Raw genomic sequence first — 15,002 nt, 5'->3', positions numbered from 1 at the left:
GGCTTACCTCCAGCAGTCGGCCTGGCTCGTGCCGGTGCAGGTTTTCTGGCCAGTACTGGTGATCGAGATCGTGTCGACATCCGGATCGGGGCGCTGTGGCACCGCGGTGAGCTGCACGCATTCTGCGATCGTGGTGCCGCTGCAGGCCTGCGCGGCGAGCAGGTAGGACGCGTTGGTGGCGGACGAACCCGAAAAGGTCTTGAACGGCACGCCGCTCTGCCCGGCGCTAAACGCAAGGTATGCATTGTGCTGGGTCATGTAGCGTTCCTGCTGCTGCAGCAGATCCAGCAGGGCAGTGCGCCCCTCCGCGCGCTTTCCCTTCATGACCCATTTCGTGTAGGCCGGCATTGCGATTGCGGCCAGAATGCCGATCACCGCCACCACGATCGTCAGTTCGATCAGGGTAAAGCCCTTGTTGCGTCGCATAGCCATTACTGGTTCCTCAGTGCTCGGTAGTTGTTGATCTGCCGCCAGCTCAGACGGCCGGTCGGATACTGGAATGTGCGGGTCTGGGCGGTTTGCACACCGGATGCGCCCTGCACGATGACCTGGCGGGTGCCAACCGTCATGCGCCGCCCGGTGCTGTCCGACACCGTGGTCGTTGTTGGGCCTGCTTCTGGCATGAACGGGGTAGTCGGCATGCCGACATGCGAGCGGAATGCCGTGCCGCTGTTCGTGGCCAAGTTGATGTCGTAGATGTTTCCGCTGCCGCGCCCGCACACGTCGCCTTGCGCTCCCGGTGGCACGGCCGAGGCGAACAGTACGTCGCCGCCGCCGGTGCGCAAATCGCTGACCTGTCGCTCGCCGGCCTGCGTAAAGTCGAGGAACCAGCCGGAGCGCAGGGTATCGGTGTCGGACATGGCGCGGCCCCACGTAAATGCCGGGATGGTGACCGCGGTGCCACTGATGGATGCTTGCGCGAGCCGCTTGCGCCCGCTGATGATGGCTGGCCCCGAGAGGCTGTCCGCGGTGGTGCTGCCGTCGTCGTACAGCGCATAGACCGTCTGCTGCTGCGGCGTCGGGGATAGTGAATTGTCGCTGTCCTCAAGGTACTTGCCCGTGCCAAAGGCAACGATGGTGCTGCGGTTCGGACCGACGAGCAGCGCCGGCGCGGCCGTTATCGGCTGGACCGCGCTCTGCGCGGAGTTGTCCTGCGCGATATACAGCGGCAGCGGCGTGCCGGTCGGATTCCCGCTGCCGTCATACGCGGTGCTGAAGGCGGTCAGCGTGTTCATCGTGAAGCCGGACGCGCCCACACGGGTGAAGTTCAGCTTCCACATGCGTCCGTGGAGATCGCCGATATACAGATGCGCGACTTCGCCGGCTGCGCCGCCATCAGCGGTGAAATTGATCGCGCCGGTAGCCAGGCTTGTCGCAAGCGTCGGATCGACCGGCAGCGACACCTTGTAGTAGTTGCTTCCAAGCGCCCAGGATGACGATGCGGGCTTGGACAGGTCCAGCAGGAACAGGGCAGGGTTGCCGGTAGCGCTGAAATTGCCGTCGTTGACATAGTTGTCCACGCCGCTGGCCACGACTGCGAACCATTTGTACTGTGGCGTGGCGCCGGGCGCACTGACGCGCACCTTCAGGATTTGCGGCCGGCCGACGATGTTGCCGATATCGGCGTCGTCGCGGTCGGTGAATTCCCACAGAACGTGCGTGCTGTCGAATGCCGTGGGGTCGGTCACATCAAGCGCATACACGCCTTGGCCGCCGGCACCGGTGCCGCCGACAAGGACCGTCTTCCAGTTGCTGCCCACAAGGGCCTCGCCCGTGACCGGCGTGGCATCCACATAGCTCTGATGGTTCCCGCTGGTGTACTGCTGGCTTGTCAGCGCCGAGAGGTTCGGCCCCATCCAACTCGGGATGTAGCCAAACAGTTCCGCGCCGGTTGCCGCATTGAACGCATGGAGCATGCCGTCGTTTGCGCCGACGTACACCGCCGGTGTCCGGTTCGCGTTGGCGTTATAGAACGCGAGGTAGTCTGCCGCGCCGATGGCGGTGGACGGCGCTCCCTCGTACACGACGCCCGAGTTGAGGATGTCGCCCAGCCGGCTGGCGCGCTTCCTGAACTGCGTGCTTTCAAGTGAGCGATCGCCGCGCAGGAAATTGAGCCGCTGCTGGCCCAAGCCATCCGGCGAAGCGGTGGGGCTCGGGCGGTTCAATTGGTCGGCAAGAGTCGATTCGATATTGCCCCAACTGAAGTCGGTGGCCGCCGGCGACGAACCCGACGCGACTTTGCCGACGGCGATCTTGCGCGTCGTGAAGTCGGCCGCATCCAACTGTGTGGCGGCGGTCCATTGTGCGCCAGCCAAGCCGCTGACCGTCACAGTGTTGTCGCCGTTGACGGTGACGGGAAAGGCGATGACGTCTCCGCTCCAGGAAGTGGAATCGAACTGCGCCTCGTAGATCGCGCCGCCCGAAGTCAGTCGCTGCCCGGTGATCGCGCCGCCGGCGATGCTGTTGGCCTGCACGATGATGGCATTGAATATCTGATCAATCGATGTCACCACCCGCCTGCCGCCCGAAGCGAGGAAATAGGTGCGCGCTTCTCCGGCAGCATATGGGCTCATCCAGGGCGAATTGTCCGCAGTGCCGTTGGACGAATAAAACGGGTTGCCAATGCCGGACTGGTCGATGAAGCCGCCGTATTTGGCCGCCAGAAATTGCTGGTTGTTGTGGCGGGAATTCGGGTCGCTTTGTGCGTTGTACTCGTTGGCATCGAGGAAATAGCTGGTGATGCGCATGCCGGGACGCTGCTTGTCGGTCTGGCTCCATTGGCTGCCACGGATATCGTGTGTATTGGCCCAGTAAGCAATGCCGGCCATGAAGTAGCCCGCCGTGGTCTCAGTAGTTGCGACCCACTTCGGCACTTCCTGATTTTCCATTCCCCACAATCCGCCGTTGATATACGGTCCGGGATTAACCGTGGTCTGGATCGTGCCGTTGTTGTCCGGATAGCTGACAGCATTATTGGATTCGAAGCCGCCCACAACTTGAGTCCAGAAGTGAAAGTCCGGTTCGTTACCGGACGGGTTCGCGGGGCGCGCAAACTCGCTTTCATTGAGCCAGGATGTGTTGCCGGGAATCGACTTGTCGTCATGGGTATTGTCGTCGCCGACGGTGATGATGCTGTTTCTTACGCAAGAATAGTCGGCGGTATTGCTGCCATCCGCATGCGGATCAGTCCAGCTCGTATAGACGGGGAAGCCGGCTTTCATCCAATCCGTCATGCCATCCGTAGCCGCCGGGGTGGGTTGCAGGCCCTGCAAATAGCGCACCGCCTCGTAGTACAGCTCCGTGATCGGATCGAACATCTTGTAGCAGGAGTCACAGGGTCCGGTCCTGCCAAACTGGTTGAGGTAATTGATTACCCCGCTGAGATTCTCCGCGGCACCTTCCGGGTTCACTGTGAAGATACCTGTTGCCGGGTCCCATTCCGACTTCGGATTCAGGCCGGCGATTGGGTTGCCGTAGCTGTCATAGGCTGTCGGTCCCACGTAGGTCATTGGCGCGCGCAGCACGCCGCCGTAGCGCGGGATTTGGTTGTCCATGAGGTAGCCAAACGCGGCGACACGAACCTTGTCGCTATAGCGCTGCAGCGCGCCGATGGGTTTGTAGTAGCCGCTTGGATAGCGGTCGCAATAACTGGTGCGCGGGTCGGTAAGCGCTCCGGACGCATTGCTGTCGCAAACCTGCATCCGCGAGTAGAAAAAGGCGTCAGAGGTGAGCGCCGTCGGCGTGTTGGGCGACCATCCAGTCGGATCGGGACGTACATAGCAGCTCTTCGATGCGCCAGGCGCTGGATCACCCAGCAGCCGGTAGGTGCAGGGCAGCGAATTGACTGCTGAAGTGAAGACCCAGTTATTGCCGGAGCCGAATGCCACCTGCATGGCGCCGGAATAATTGCAGTTGCTGTACTGATCGCTGCAGTACTGGAAGTCGGAGGGTAGCGCTCCGTTATAGAGCGTGACGGGGCTAAATACCGGCGGTTGCCAACCGCTTGGGTCTGGCCGGAGGTAGCAGTACTTCGCCGCGCCCCACGCTGGATCGCCCATGACGAAGTTGTTGCATTCCACCCCATTGACTGCGCTAAGGACATTCCACCGGGTATCCGATCCGTAAAAGACCTGCATCGTACCCATGAAGTTACATGTGCTGCCTTCCCCGCCGCACGGCCCTTGCAAATCGGCCGGCAGGTTCCCGCTGTAGCTGGTGAGCGGACCATAGGCGCTGCCTTCGCCTACCGCAGTACCAAGATTCGAATTTTGCGCAGGCGTGAAGCAGTTCGTTGAGTTGATATCGGTGCCGAAATGAATGCGGTTGAGACAATTCGATACATAGACGTCGCCGGTAAACCCCTGCAGCAAATTGTTCGGGACCGCGCCCGTGGCCAGCGATGCAGATAGTTTCTTGGCCGGCGCCCATGCGCTATTGAAGAACCATGTTGGAAGCACCGCACGCTGAAGCACGGTCAGGGAAGACGTGTCCACGATCCGATCGCCGCCCGAAAGGCCAAGGCGAAGCAGGTCGATGCCGCTGCTGCTGGCCCAGTTCATGAAGTTTCCGCTGAATCCTATACCGCCGCAGGTATGGTTCGTCGCTGCTCCCATGCGTACGAAACGCCGTTTGTCTGGCGATGGATCGTTCAGATAGGAGTAGCAGCTGTCAGCGTCGTAGTAACCGAAGTATTCGTTCGCGGGCGCATAGCCGTCATCGAGCGTACTGTTCGGAGTGCCGAGGTATTCAAGGCCAACGGTTGGGAATTCCACCGACAACGCCAGCGTGACGGTCGGTTTGACCTGCTGGCCTTTCGCAAACAGAGGGGTGCTGGAAAGATTCACAGGCGGGATCGCCGGCGGCGTCGGTGCGCCGAGAGCAATGAGCGCTGCGGTACCGGCAGGAGCCAGAAGCGCGGCGATCGCCCGTGCCGGATGTCTGCGCACGATGCCCCAGGTGCTGCCCAGCTTTGCCGTCAGTGATGTGGGTTTGCCCATCGGCTAATCCTTTCGAAAGATCATTTGCACCACTGCCTGAACGGTGTCGCGCGGGCCGAAGCCAAGTGCGGTCACGCGGTAGACGAAACGCTTATCAGCGCCGATGCTCTTATCGGAAAAAAGTTGGGTGTCGGGTACGGCTTCGATGATGTAGCGCGGCTTGTAGGCCGGCTTGAGCCCGGCGCTGCCGGCATCGAAGGCGCGCTGGGTGAAGTCGCCGAACTGCGTTACCGGCGCGTGCAAATCGGCGAGGTCGACGGTGAGCCACACCGGCTTGCCGATGGCCGAGGGCAGGCAAAGACCGCGGCGCACCGGCTCGCTGGCCGCGCCGCATCCATCAATGAAGTCGAGCAGGTTATTCGGCGCGAAGACGGCTGCACGCTGCGCCGTGCCGGGGCCTTCGATGTCGAACTGCGCATCGACGAGCGCCGCCTCGGCCGACTGCCACGCAATCTGGTAATCCCGGTCGCCTCGGGCGCTGCGCTCGGACAAAAGGGCAATCTGCGAGCTCGACAGGCCAAGGATCATCACCACGACCAACAGCAGCAGCACCACGAGCAGCGCCATGCCTTCCTGATGGCCGGGTGCGGGCGGCTTGCGGCAAGGGAAATGGATACGTTGCATTCAGCCCCCTTGCGGATTGCGCAGATGGATCGTCGTCGTCGCCACCTGGCGCAGACGTCCGTCGTCGGAAGGCGTGAAGATCGCGCCGGTGTCGCCGGTGCTGGACGCTGCCTGACCGAGCACGTAGTAGGGCTGCATCGCGCCGGCGCGGTCCTGCACGCTATTGCGCGGGCCGCGCACCAGAAGGCCGATGCGCAGGCTGCGCACGCGGCGCCAGTTCGCATTCGTCGCCGCGGCGTCGCCCGGTACGACGATCTGATCGGCGCGCAGGTAGGTGTCCGTGACCGAATCCGGCGTACCGGTCGGCGCGGCATTCGCGGTGACGGCGTCCACGCCATAGAGCACCTGAAATCCTTCGACGCCACGCACGACTGGCTCGGTAGTCCAGTTGCCACTGGCGTCCTGTGTCGTACACATCAGGGATGGCTCACCGCCTTCGGTACGGGCGACATGGAAGATGCTGACGATGCGCGTCTGCGCGGTCGCTGGCGCAGCCGTCTGCGGCACGCCGGCGCAGTTGATCATCGTCTGGTCCGACTGGCCGGATCCGGCAAGCCCTTCGGCGCTCTGGTAGCGCAGGACCAGCACATCGCTGCCGTTGGCGCAGGCGGTATCGGCCGCATCGCTGCAGCCACCCGCGGCCGCAGTGCGGCTGTTCGAAGCCAGACCGGAAATCGGGTCACTGCCGTTGGCGGGCACGAGGGCATTATTGAAGCCTGTGATCGGCGCATCGATGGTTGACGCCGGCGCGTTGGGCGAGGCAGCGGCTGTGGCAAAGGCGACGTCCAGATAGCCGGCCTGCACCGAGACCTGCTGCACCAGATCGACGGCGAAGCGAGTGTTGTCGCGCAGTTGCGCGCCGGCGTCGACCGTCATGAACCCCTGCTTGGAAGCCACCACGGCGGAGGCCGCGATTAGCACGATGAGCAGACTGATCGCCATTGCCACCATCAATTCGATCAGCGTCACGCCGGCCTGACGCGCGCGATTTTGCGCGGCGCTCATTGCGTACTCCCGGCGGTGATCGGCACGACAAGCGCCGGCGTCGTAGCGCGGTCGAAAGCGGTCGCGGTGGACGCGCCCGAATCCGTGGTGCGGCGTGTCCAGCCGATCTTGACGACCGCCACGCCGCCGCTGTTGGTGCAGGGCCATTGCGGTGTGCCGGAGGCATCATAGGGCGCGCTGTCGTAGCACACGAGCACTCGGGCGCCGGGCAGATCGTTCGTCACGCGGCCATACCAGTCCGCCATCTGCCAGGACGCCAGATCGGACGGGCTGGTGCAGGCCGACTGGAAGCAGTCGGCGCTGGCTACCGGCGCGGCACTGCCGGAATCGATGAGATAGGGGTTGCTTGCTGCGCTGGTCTTGAGTGCGACAGTCTTGTTGCCGCGCATCATCTCGCCGATTTCGCGCGCGTACAGTACTGCCGCCGAAGCGATGCGCGCATCGCGGTTCGACGCCATCGCGCTTGCCTGCAGCGCGGCGCCGCCGAGCAATCCGACGGTGAGCACGATGATGGCAATCAGCACTTCGAGCATCGAGAAGCCGCCGGCGCGGGCGGGCTTGGCGTAACGAAGAACGATATCGGAGCAGGGCATATGAGTTCGGCGTGAGGGATGCGCTGATTGGCCCCGCTGCGACGGCGCACAGGCATCGCGCTGTGGCGTTGCCGGCGCTTGCGCTTCAGGTTCGCCGTATTGCCCAAAAATTTTAGGCCGTCATTGCTAATAGGAAATGCCGAAGTCGCAGCAGATTTGGTGAGGATTCGGCGCTGGCTGCGTCACGCCGGGTCCCACAGGCGCGGCCCCTGCCGGCCCCGCATCGTCTAAAATATTGTTTTTTGGACACTACCTAGTCATCATGCGCCTCGACGACATCAAAGCCGCGATCCTGAGCCACCGTCATGAGCTACACGCAGACCCGCTCCCCACAGAGGGCAAGGGCTATTCGTTCTGGCTTGGCGCTCCCGCACACAGCAACCGGATCCTGCGCGTTTCTCAGAATTCGCCGACCGCGCCGATCAAGGTGCGCCTCGCCGTGGACAACCGTCTGCGCGATCAGGACAAGCGCCGGGATGAATCGGAATTCACTTTCCATGGCAACGTTGCCGCTTTGCTGGCCGAGGTCGACGAAGAGATCGCATCGTTTCGCAAGCACCTGGCGCGCGAAGAGGGCTGACCGATAGCGCACGGTTGCGCATAACCGGTTACTTCGTCTTGGCCTGCTGGATGTGATCTTCAAGCTCGGTGAAGGAGGGCCGCTCGGTCGAGTACAGCACCTTGCGGCCGAACTCGATGGCGACCTGGGGAGGGCAGCCGTTCAGGCTCGCCATCAGCGTCACCTTGACACAGTGGTACATCTTGGTCGACTCGTGCAGCTTTTGCTCGAGCAGTCCCGACAGCGGGCCGATGAAGCCGTAGGCAAGCAGGATGCCGAGGAAGGTGCCCACCAGCGCATGCGCGATCAGGATACCCAGCTCCTGCGGCGGCAAGCCCACCGACTCCATCGTGTGCACCACCCCCATCACCGCGGCGACAATGCCGAACGCGGGAAGGCCATCGCCGAGCTTGGAAATGCAGTGCGCCGGGACTTCGCCTTCGTGGTGATGGGTCTCGATTTCATTGTCCATCAGGTTTTCGAACTGGAACGCATCCATGTTCCCCGACACCATCAGCCGCAGATAGTCGGCCATGAATTCGATGATGTGATGGTCGGCCATGATGTTCGGGTATTTGGTGAAGATCGTGCTCTCTGCCGGCGCTTCCACATCGCCCTCGATAGCCATCAGGCCGTCCTTGCGGATCTTGTTCAGCAAGTCCGAAAGCAGCAGCAGAAGTTCAAGGTAGAGCGCCTTGGTGTAGCGCGAGCCCTTCAGCACCGAGGGCAGCGCCTTGAGGGTTGCCTTGACCGATTTCATATCGTTGCCGACGAAGAACGCGCCTATTGCCGCGCCGCCGATCATCAGCACCTCCAGCGGCTGCCATAGAGCGGCGAGATGCCCGCCGGCGAGGGCAAAGCCGCCAAACACTGACGCGAGGACAACTGCATATCCGAGAAGGACTAGCACGATCAGCGCGACGGTGTGGACGACGCAGCCGAGCGGCTGGGGAATTCGAGATCGGGAAGATCAAGCGGAAAGTCCAACGTCGCCGGCGCGGTCGGTTCGGCGGACGCAGCGCTTGGCGCTGCTGGCTTGGGTGTCTGCGCTTCCTCTGGCAGCCCCAGTTCGGCCAGGCTCAACAGCTCGCCACGCGTCGCAGCACCGTCGACGTTCGAAACGGACGACGCTGAACGCGCTCCGGCGTCATGGGTAAAGGGAATGATCGTCGCGTTCGAATGCTCGGGCGGGGTGTCCGTGGGCGGCGGGGCGGATTTTTCAGGTGCGTGTTCGACCTCCGAAGTAACCGGGGACGCCGGCGTGTCTTCAACAGCAGTGGCCGCGATTTGCGTTGCCACCATGTGAAGAGCAGGTTCTTCGGCTGGCGCCGCTTCCGCGGTGTGCGGGGACGCATGTTGCGCTGGCGGGGCAATGGCCAGCATGATGCGCTGGACGATATCGCGATACACGAAAAAGTCGAAACGGTTGTCGACGACCAGCAGCAGGCCCTGCAGAAAGGGCAGAAGCTCGGGGTTTGCCGCGAGCGCATGGATGGACTGTTCGATTTCGGGGAACGACGCGATGGTGCGCGTGTCCTGCATCCAGTCGGTTGACCAATCGGGCGTATCGACATGGAACATCGCCTTGATGTGTTCACGCAGGTTCGCGTAGGCGCTTTCCTGATTCTCCGCCCGGTAAAGCTCCAGCAGGTAGAGTGCTGGCGCCGGCGACATCTGCGTAGCGCGGCAATACCGTTCCAGATCGGAGATTGCCTGCGCGGGGTTCTGGTCCAGCATTGCATGTTCCGCTTCCAACAACACCCGCGCGACGTCGGCAGCCGACTGCGCCATTTCCGCATTCAGGCTTGCCGCATAATCGATCGCCTGCCGGTCCAGATCCGCGTCGCTGCGCGCGGCGTAGGCGGGCGTAGGCGCATCCTGCGCGGCGCTGCTGAAATCGGGAACAGCAGCCGCGGCAGACGCGACTTCGGCCGCAGCCGGCGCGGCAGCAGAGAAATACGGTTCCGTGGTGTGATGCCAGGGCTGCGCGGCTTTTGGCGGTTTCAACGAGCGCCGCCGACGATAGGCGAGCGCGCTCAATGCGGCGGCAAGCACGATCGACACGCCGCCAAGGCCGGCAATCCACGCGGGCGAATACATGGCGTCGATTTGCGACTGCAGCGCGGACTTGTCCGATAGCGCCTGCGCCCGCAACTGCGCGGCCTGCTTCTTTCCGTCGACAGCGGCGCGGCGCGCATCGTCCAACTGCTTGGACAGATCCTCATAAGGGTCTTCGTTGCGCAGCACCGCGGCCAGACGCGCCTGCATCCTGCGCCACATCGGCATCTGTTCCGCGCCCCGGGACTTATCCGACAGCGACAGGATCGTGTCGACTCGAAGATTCCAGTCCGGCTTGACCAGGTCCGCGCCCTTGAGCTTTTCCTCGATCGTTTCCGGCGCCGCCACTTTCAGCACGCTGCGCGGCTCGGGCGCCGGCTTGGCGGCAAGCGGATGCGGCCTTTGCATGTCGGTCAGGTTCGGAACAGGCAGGACCGAAGTCGTATCCGGGGCATAGCGCCGCAGGCGGCGGCGTGTGGCTGCGGAAGCGGCGCCTGCTGTCCCGGCGGGATCGAGCAGCACGTCGTAGGTGCGGCTGGTAACCTCGTGGCAGCCCACGCGCACCTCTAGGCGAAATCCGGGTTCGTTGATTGCGCGTTCGCTGCTCAGAACGATGGCCGCCGCGTTGCCGTCTTGCGCGGCATAGGCGGCGATCTGCGCCATCGGAATGCCTTCGAGGTCCTCGGCGCGAGCCTTCAGGCATCCGGTCGCAATATCCGCAGGGGTTGCGGAAATCACCGGGACGCTGGCCTCTAGCGGCTGCGAGAGCGAGGACTGTACCGAGATCGGACCCAAGCCGATGGCGAGCGCGGATGCGGACCAGGCGGCCAGTGCCGACAGCAGAGCCGCGCGCATCGGGAGCGGGGGGAATACCTGAGTCGGCTTTGTCATGTGCAGGGTTCGCATCGCTGGCGCGGTCGGCGTTGTGTCGTCGAAGCAATATAGCCCGTTGCTGTGCTCGACTTCCGGCGAATCCTGCTGGTTTTCAGGGGGGAAACGGATGGCGGCGAGACGCCGGCATCCTTCAAAAAAGTCCCCGCTTCATGGATTGGCTTGTGCCCTACCTCCCGATGCAGTCGCTTTAAACGTTACATCTCGTGCCGAAAGTAGCACTGCAATCAGAATGCCCGCTGCGAGACTGAGTAATGCGTCGTCGTACCGACTTTCCGCCGGATAGACATGTTCTGTCGGCAAGATGGGGTGAAAGCAGAGTGGCCCAGTGGTGCCTTGAGAAACTTTCTCGCACGACACGCTTTCTATCTGCTCCGGATGGTCCAGCTTTTGCACGATGGGCAATGAGGCAATGAACACAAAGGCCATTCCGATGAATATTGCTTTACCGGCATGTTTGAATAACAGTTCACTTGGGAATTTGTAGTTCGCCCAAAGAGCGATAACGAAGCCGAAGATAACGACGAAATGTATTCGTCCCATATGCCAATGCATTATCTCGGTTGTATGGTCGGTCGGAGTTCCCCACCTGACCAAGGTGACCGCGCAAAACAAAGTCATTAACCAAAGGATGGGAAGGCATCGCGGATCTTTACCTCGGTATCTGATTGCAACGTTGATTGCGCAAAAATCAACCGCGACGACGATGAGCGGGTGCGGGTGAATGATCTGCGCAACGAAGCCAATGAGGACGATGCCAACCATGATCCGGAATTGAAGTGGCAAGTCACGGAGCATCAAAATCGCGTTTCCAATCGTGTTGTTGTTCATAGAAACCTCCATTTCTGTGGGAGGCGAATGTTAGCTCCAATTCAAAGGAGAAAACAAGAGCCTTTCAAAAGATTTCTTATGCAGATTCCTGGCGGCAAATATGCGTAATATATGTAATTGTTGCAAAAAAACTGAAGGTAAATATCAGTGCTAAAGTAAAAAATATAAAAAAATATTTGCGAATAAATTTTTATATTTTTTATTAAAACCGTTACGTCTCTCATGTTGCCGTGCGCTCCAGGCTGACACTGTGCCGGAGCGAGTTTCAGCGATGAAACCGCCGGCGACTTCTTGATGTCTCTACTGTTTCAACGTTAAAACAGCCTTCTGCGTGGAATCGCGCGTACGCGAGTTCCTTTGTAAAAACGTTCATGAGTGTGCATCAGAAAAGGTTTGATGGACTCTTACGAGCAAGGATAGCCTCGGCCGTATCCACTGTTAAAACGTTTTAACAGTGGATACGGCCGAGGCTTTTGGAGAGAACTTCGATTCCATATTTCATCTTAAAATCCGCATTTGTCGTGCAGGGATTTTGTGATTGAGGCATCTGATTTTACATTTTACGTTTTTTGTCAGAGAGGGCTTTGTCTCAAGAATAAAAATTCTTTACTGCTAGATCATGGCTATGCGGAATTTTGGAGGTCCAAACAGGGTCTTAAAAGTTTTTCTGGGTCGACAAACTTTTTAGGCTTTCTAAAAGATTTGCGAAATTGTTAAAATCGAAATAAAATCTTTTTCGCTATAATAAATGCGATTGAAAATAACTTAATAAGTAAAAATACCGCCCGAGTGGGGCGGTATTCAAGAATGCGCGAAATCGTTGTGGCGGCATTTATGTATATTTGTATTGCTTATTTGTTATGGGGTTGTCAAAAAGGAATATCAAAATCCTCCATTGGCTCGGGAAGTTTTGGAAGGTATTTGCCAAGCGGCGTGCGGCGAATCAGTATCTTGCCGGCGTGCGCCCAATACCTTGCGCAGCGGGGATGAAGGTGACTCCAGTTGCTGTCCACGATATACGAAGGCAAGTCCAGCGACTGCGCCATCCTGTCCGCGATTCTCCGCTTCCACGAGGATAGTTCTTGTGCGATTGCCTTCTTGTCCAGCCATTTCGCCTGCTGCGAACACCATGCGATCGCCTTGGCGTGCCGGTGATTCGGCATCCACTGGATCAGCGACAGCGCAGTTCTCCCGAAATAGAAGGCTACGTTGTAGTAGCTGGTAAAGCGCTCCGCAATGGCTGCTTCTTCGTCAGTCGCAAACCGGTTCTGCAGGCCCTTAAACTGTACGATGCCCCACCGCCCGGGACGACGGTGCAGTTCCAGCGTCATCCAGGTTTTGGCCTGGGCGCCGCGCCGCACCGCAAATATTGCGCAGCTTCCGGCTTCGATAGCTTCGGCATATCCAGCGACACAGTGGTGCAACTCGGCCCCTTCGGTGTACAGATCGCGTCCGGTTGTCAGCTCCCTGATCTCGAAGCCGCCGATCATCATTGTCGGCAGAAGCGGAGTTTTGAGAACCTGCCCCAGCCTGATTTCTGCAGCGTCAAGCTGCGTCTGCACGTCGTCCTTATCCCATGACCATTCCTGCGCACGTTCCACGACGCCGTACACCCAGAGGCCGCGCCACTGCGATTCGTCCCGCAGAATCGTAATTGCCTGCTGTTGCTGATCCAGCGTTAGGCCAATGAAATGGTCCAGCAGGAAGGGATGCTTCTTGAGAGTCTTGTTGATGCGCTTGACGTCTTCGACCAAGACGTTGCCTTCGAAACCCTGACCCAACGCCAGCCAGCACTGTTCGAGCGCAGGGCCGGCACCTTTGATCAGGAAATCGGTAGCCGCGCGCGCGCCGCTGCGCTGCATCCCACGCAGGACGTTCGCCACGAGCGGCAGGCGATGGACGATGTCACGGTCCCACGCCCGCACTGTAGCGAGCAGATTTTCCGGGGCCGCAATCCGCGGCTGCAAGGTATAGATCGAATATTCCCGCAGCTTGGTTTCCACCAAGCCGAAATACGGCGCCAGTTCTTCGGCCACGCTTTCAAACTTCGCCCGGTAGATTTCTCCGAACTTCCAGCGCAGGTTGTAGGTGCTGACGACGGTCGGCGCTTTCGGTTTGCGCTGCCGGATCTTCTCGAAGGCCGCGATGACGAGCTCTGCGGCGCTCTGCCGATCGCCGCAGACGCCGGCCAGTTCCTTGAGCTTGCGGAAAAACCGGATCACCGAGTGGAATGGCGTGTGCAGCGTGACGATCTGCAATTGGCGGGTCTTCAGGAACCGCGCAAATGCCGGGGTCCACACGAGCTTGCCTTCTTTCAGGTCGACGCCGACTTGCACATTGTTCAGATCGAACGTATCGAGCAGGTGACCGACGCCGCGCTCCAGTCCCGAACATGCCACCGTATTGAGCATGCCGCTGCGGTAGGTCGTGAGCACCGAGTACCTCGTGTTGCAGGACAGGCGCAGCTCGCCGTACGCGGAAAAGTGATAGGACGGCCGCGTGAAGGTGCACAGGTTGTTTGGCGGCCGGTAGCGATATTCGGTCCCCGCTTCATAGTGTTTCTCGCGGCGCTGTTCTTCGGCTTCGACCAGCGCTTGACGGGCGGCACGTTCCTCCTTGGTAGCGACACGGAAAAGGTCGACGTCATTGTAGGAAATGCCCCAGTCGCAGCCGAAGAATTCCAGCACCGCGGACGATACCGCTTGACCTGCGACATAGCCTTCGTCGGGCAGATCCGTGATTTCCCTGAGCCGCGCAATGATTGCCGGGCCCATGTCTTCATGTAGTTCGAGTTGTTTCATTGATGGTGCTCCGTTTCAGGCGGGCGCGTTCGCGCTCGCAGTTGGCTTGTGATTTATGCCGGTCGCCGGAATGGCGGGCCAGGCGTTCTTCAACTGCCGTCGCACGGCACTTGAAACGGGCGGAATGCCTATCCGAACCCCGCTGCAGAGATTCAGAAAGACGGTGTGGAGATGTTCAGTTCGATCGACAGACTCCTATCGGCATGGGGAAAATGCGCCTGCTGATTTTTGTGTGTATAAAACTTTCGCCTGTGATCAGGCGCCTTCCGGGTCGCGCACGCGGGGGCGCGGCAGGGAAAAATCCGGGACGCTTTGCCGATCCCTTTGCAGGGATCAGAAAAGGTTGATGGGAAGAGAATGGTCAGGCAGCGGCAGCCGGCCGCCAGGTTGATGTGATGTTGCGCCAGTTCAGATGGAAGTAGTGGCACAGTGCGCCCTGCGGTGCATCCACCGGCTGCGGCTGCGCGAAGAACAGCGACACGATCAGCTGCCCGTTCTCGTGCTTGAGCCCGGTGATGGTGCCCTGTGCTTTGCTGCTGCTCATCGTGGCCTGATGGCCGACAGTGAAGCCGCCGACGCTATGGCCGATGGGCTGGTCGAACTGGATGGAGTTGCTTTGCGGTGTGTTCATTGGTTGGTTCTC

11 protein-coding genes are annotated in these 15,002 nt (G+C 60.5%); 1 reads left to right on the top strand and 10 read right to left on the bottom strand.

Features of this window, described 5'->3' with window-relative positions; genetic code table 11:
• Positions 1-3 precede the first annotated feature (3 nt).
• Genes JJB74_RS15415 through pilV form a run of 5 tightly spaced genes read right to left on the bottom strand, consistent with a single transcriptional unit; the run spans position 4 to position 7,219 of the window.
• On the bottom strand, positions 4-432 hold the full coding sequence (locus tag JJB74_RS15415; protein WP_325170132.1) for a type IV pilin protein: 429 nt from the start codon (positions 430-432) through the stop codon (positions 4-6).
• Positions 432-4,997 (bottom strand): pilus assembly protein, encoded by a 4,566-nt coding sequence (locus tag JJB74_RS15410; protein ID WP_200592980.1) that lies wholly within the window; start codon positions 4,995-4,997, stop codon positions 432-434. The genes JJB74_RS15415 and JJB74_RS15410 overlap by 1 nt, the downstream gene beginning before the upstream one ends.
• Before the next feature lie 3 nt (positions 4,998-5,000).
• Positions 5,001-5,621 carry a pilus assembly PilX family protein gene (locus JJB74_RS15405; protein ID WP_200592978.1) on the bottom strand — a complete coding sequence of 207 codons (621 nt, stop codon included), beginning with the start codon at positions 5,619-5,621 and terminating at the stop codon, positions 5,001-5,003.
• Positions 5,622-6,626, bottom strand: coding sequence for a PilW family protein (locus JJB74_RS15400; protein WP_200592976.1), 1,005 nt, complete (start codon positions 6,624-6,626; stop codon positions 5,622-5,624).
• Positions 6,623-7,219 (bottom strand): type IV pilus modification protein PilV, encoded by a 597-nt coding sequence (gene pilV, locus JJB74_RS15395; RefSeq protein ID WP_200592974.1) that lies wholly within the window; start codon positions 7,217-7,219, stop codon positions 6,623-6,625. The genes JJB74_RS15400 and pilV overlap by 4 nt, the downstream gene beginning before the upstream one ends.
• 262 nt (positions 7,220-7,481) lie before the next feature.
• On the opposite strand from pilV, the gene JJB74_RS15390 reads away from it, so the two are divergent.
• A complete protein-coding gene (locus JJB74_RS15390; RefSeq protein WP_200592972.1) occupies positions 7,482-7,799 on the top strand; it encodes a hypothetical protein in 318 nt (105 codons plus the stop codon).
• A gap of 28 nt (positions 7,800-7,827) precedes the next feature.
• On the opposite strand, the gene motA is transcribed toward JJB74_RS15390, so the two are convergent.
• The 5 genes from motA to JJB74_RS15365 all read right to left on the bottom strand — a co-directional run bounded on the left by motA (position 7,828) and on the right by JJB74_RS15365 (position 14,990).
• Positions 7,828-8,688, bottom strand: a complete 861-nt coding sequence (motA, locus tag JJB74_RS15385) for a flagellar motor stator protein MotA (protein ID WP_200592970.1) — start codon at positions 8,686-8,688, stop codon at positions 7,828-7,830.
• Between the two features lie 2 nt (positions 8,689-8,690).
• Positions 8,691-10,727 carry a type IV pilus assembly protein FimV gene (locus tag JJB74_RS15380; RefSeq protein WP_200592968.1) on the bottom strand — a complete coding sequence of 679 codons (2,037 nt, stop codon included), beginning with the start codon at positions 10,725-10,727 and terminating at the stop codon, positions 8,691-8,693.
• Between the two features lie 150 nt (positions 10,728-10,877).
• The gene (locus JJB74_RS15375) at positions 10,878-11,558 is read right to left on the bottom strand and encodes a hypothetical protein (RefSeq protein ID WP_200592966.1); all 681 of its coding nucleotides are present in this window, start codon (positions 11,556-11,558) and stop codon (positions 10,878-10,880) included.
• Between the two features lie 869 nt (positions 11,559-12,427).
• Positions 12,428-14,359 carry a PcfJ domain-containing protein gene (locus JJB74_RS15370; protein ID WP_200592964.1) on the bottom strand — a complete coding sequence of 644 codons (1,932 nt, stop codon included), beginning with the start codon at positions 14,357-14,359 and terminating at the stop codon, positions 12,428-12,430.
• A 361-nt stretch (positions 14,360-14,720) separates the two neighbouring features.
• A complete protein-coding gene (locus JJB74_RS15365; protein WP_200592962.1) occupies positions 14,721-14,990 on the bottom strand; it encodes a hypothetical protein in 270 nt (89 codons plus the stop codon).
• Between the last annotated feature and the right edge of the window lie 12 nt (positions 14,991-15,002).

It is taken from the genome of Noviherbaspirillum pedocola, from assembly GCF_016632335.1.
GTDB classification, from domain to species: Bacteria; Pseudomonadota; Gammaproteobacteria; order Burkholderiales; family Burkholderiaceae_D; genus Noviherbaspirillum_A; species Noviherbaspirillum_A pedocola.
The sequence above is the reverse complement of the archived record's forward strand: the minus strand, read 5'-3'. Positions and strand labels throughout refer to the sequence as shown.

Bases quoted from the DNA above. Each gene is read 5' to 3' on its own strand.
- JJB74_RS15390 (WP_200592972.1), top strand. From the start codon at position 7,482: ATGCGCCTCGACGACATCAAAGCCGCGATCCTGAGCCACCGTCATGAG.
- JJB74_RS15415 (WP_325170132.1), bottom strand. From the start codon at position 432: ATGGCTATGCGACGCAACAAGGGCTTTACCCTGATCGAACTGACGATC.
- JJB74_RS15380 (WP_200592968.1), bottom strand. From the start codon at position 10,727: ATGACAAAGCCGACTCAGGTATTCCCCCCGCTCCCGATGCGCGCGGCT.
- JJB74_RS15400 (WP_200592976.1), bottom strand. From the start codon at position 6,626: ATGAGCGCCGCGCAAAATCGCGCGCGTCAGGCCGGCGTGACGCTGATC.
- JJB74_RS15370 (WP_200592964.1), bottom strand. From the start codon at position 14,359: ATGAAACAACTCGAACTACATGAAGACATGGGCCCGGCAATCATTGCG.
- JJB74_RS15405 (WP_200592978.1), bottom strand. From the start codon at position 5,621: ATGCAACGTATCCATTTCCCTTGCCGCAAGCCGCCCGCACCCGGCCAT.
- JJB74_RS15365 (WP_200592962.1), bottom strand. From the start codon at position 14,990: ATGAACACACCGCAAAGCAACTCCATCCAGTTCGACCAGCCCATCGGC.
- JJB74_RS15375 (WP_200592966.1), bottom strand. From the start codon at position 11,558: ATGAACAACAACACGATTGGAAACGCGATTTTGATGCTCCGTGACTTG.
- pilV (WP_200592974.1), bottom strand. From the start codon at position 7,219: ATGCCCTGCTCCGATATCGTTCTTCGTTACGCCAAGCCCGCCCGCGCC.
- JJB74_RS15410 (WP_200592980.1), bottom strand. From the start codon at position 4,997: ATGGGCAAACCCACATCACTGACGGCAAAGCTGGGCAGCACCTGGGGC.